Source organism: bacterium, from assembly GCA_021158245.1.
Classification (GTDB): domain Bacteria; phylum Zhuqueibacterota; class QNDG01; order QNDG01; family QNDG01; genus QNDG01.
The window spans coordinates 1-2,714 of sequence record JAGGVB010000012.1; the positions used below are offsets into that span (position 1 = coordinate 1).

The 2,714-nt window shown below is 36.2% G+C and carries 1 protein-coding gene; it reads right to left on the minus strand.

Going from position 1 to position 2,714, the window contains the following annotated elements; genetic code table 11:
• Window positions 1–167: 167 nt before the first annotated feature.
• Complete coding sequence (locus J7K93_00745; protein MCD6115516.1) at window positions 168–2,207, minus strand: methyl-accepting chemotaxis protein; 2,040 nt, start codon at window positions 2,205–2,207, stop codon at window positions 168–170.
• Window positions 2,208–2,714 lie beyond the last annotated feature (507 nt).

Here is a 2,714-nt window from a genome sequence, read left to right on the forward strand (position 1 = left end):
GAATCGTAATTGTCTATGAGTAAAATTTTCATTTTTCATCTGTCCCGCACTACACAGCTGTTCTATGAATTTAGGGAACAGAATAAACATATTCAAGGAGATTCGGAACCAATCGGTGTTATTTTGCCAGGAAATAATAAATTTTTATTACTGAAAATTAAATATTATTAAATATCTTTTACGCCTGTTTCGTCATCGTTAATTTTAAAAGTATTTACCAGACCGAAAAGTATTTCCGACTGTCTGTTCAGTTTCTCAACAGCGCTGGCAATCTCAACAGCGCCGTTTTTAGATTCATTAACAATGTGGCTTATACCGTTAATATTTTTTGATATCTGTTCAGCACCTGTACTCATCTGTTCTGTTGCTGCAGCAATCTGATTTATCATATCCATAGCCTGTGTTACAGCACTGGTTATTTCATTTAAGACTTGTTCTGTTTTTTGTGTCGCTTTTTTGCCGCTGTCAACAACTCTGTTTACTTCCTGCATAGATTCAGATACCTGTTTGGTATCATCCTGAATTGCCTTAATCGTGCTACCCACTTCAGCGGTTGCTTTGGTTGTACGCTCTGCCAGCTTACGTACCTCATCTGCAACAACTGCAAAACCTCTGCCTTGCTCTCCTGCTCTTGCAGCTTCAATAGCAGCATTTAAAGCGAGCAGGTTTGTCTGATCTGCAATGTCATTAATAACCTGTATTATCTCTTCGATCTGTCCTGCTCTGTTTGTCAGGGAATTAATAACATCCCCTGTTTTAATTGCAGTCTCTACAATGTTATCCATATTTTGTTTAGTATCAAGCATTGAAGCAGCCCCTTCATTTGCTTTAGAGCTGGCTTCTCCGGCAACTTTGGCAGTTTGTACTGCATTTTTAGAATTTTCCACTATTGCAGTTGTCATCTGCTGAATGCTTACAACCACTTCATTTAACTGTGCAGTCTGATTCTCAATACCATTTGCAAATTCGGAAGATGTAACACTCATTTCATGTGCAGTCCTTTCGACTTCTCCGGCATTTTCACGCACTCTCGCAACAATTGAACGCACTCTGTCCACAAAAGTATTAAACCAGCCGGCCAGTTCTCCTATTTCATCTTTTGTTGATACATTAAGTTTTTTGGTCAGATCCCCTTCTCCTTCAGCTATCTCTTTAAGCATATTTACAATGTTGTTAACAGGACGCGAAATAGTGCCTGTAATAAACAGGATTGCAATAGTCAGGAAAATAACTGTAATAATCATAATAAACATGGATATCCTGGTTAAACGCATAATAGGGCTGTTAATTTCATCAACAGATACGCTAAGAACCAGGCTCCATCCCAATTTTTCTATAGGAGTGTATATCATGTATCTTTTTTCCCCGAACATCACTACTTCTGAAATACCCTTTTCATTGTTCTGAATTCTGGTTTTAACTTCTTCCAGATTTTGAAAATTATGGCCGTTATCTTTGAAATCATTAATACTTCCTTTTAGAATATATTCAGGATCAGGATGATAATAAAATTTTCCATCTCCTCCAATTAAATACGATTGTCCTGTTTTAAACACACCGCCAAGTTTTTTTACCAATTCGTTAAAAAACTGCAAACTGAAATCCACTCCTCCCACGCCGAGAAGTTTTCCGTCAGTATCATCGTAAATGGGTATTCTGATATTGGCGGCAGCTGTATTATCAACAACATCAACGTCAACATCATAACAAAGGCGGCCCAATTGTACAGTCCTTTTATACCACGGCCGTGTTACAACATTGTAATCGTCCCCTATAGGCCGCTCTGCACTCTCATAGTACCATTTTGTTTTCTGACTTGCAATAAAAGCAGTCCTGATATCTCCGTCATTTTTTACGTATAATTTAAGCTGGTCAATGATCCTTCCGTATTCAGGATCCGTGTTCCGGGTGGCTCTCCTGATGTTATTTTTTTTGAGCCATGATTTTATATAAGTATCCTGACAAAAAGTCCAGGCAATCTCGGATTTCTTTTCAAGATATGCCTCAAGATTCGATTTAACCCCTTCAACTTCTTTCATTGCTTTCTGCTGGGTTTCCGTAATAATAATTTTTTTCACAAACCCGTAATAGATGCCGAAAACAATAACAAGCATAACAATATTAATACCAAGGATCAGGATAAGCATCCTGATTTTCAGTCTTAAATTTTGAAGCATAGCCGGAACCTTTCTTGTTTTAAGATTCATTATTTGCGAACACTGAAATCATGCATAAGAATCGTCTGACTATTAAATTATTTGAAATTCCTGCTGTCAGGATTAAATAACAACAAAATTAATGCCAATTATTTTTAATATGAGCCAGCAATCCATATACTTACATTTATACCTATCTATCTGTTTATATTATTTTTATAAATAAGGTTTGTTTATAAGTTAATTTATCGGACAGCAGATATACTGCACAACAGTTAGTTTGGACCAACAGACCCGGTAAAAAATAACCGTTTGATCTCAAATATAAAATTAATTGTTTGAATCCGGCGAATTGATTATATTTCTGCATAAAGGTTTGATTAATTATAACTGCAGGTGTAACAGACATGGAAATAAAAGATATTATAGCCCATTTCAGAATTAACGGCAGTATTCTCAAAGCAGAACCCTTTGGAAACGGCCATATCAATGATACATACCTTTTAGTATATAATCAGTCTGGTACAGGAAAAAAATATATCCTCCGTAAAATCAATA

Coding starts and splice junctions, on each gene's coding strand:
- J7K93_00745 (MCD6115516.1), bottom strand. CDS start 2,207: ATGAATCTTAAAACAAGAAAGGTTCCGGCTATGCTTCAAAATTTAAGA.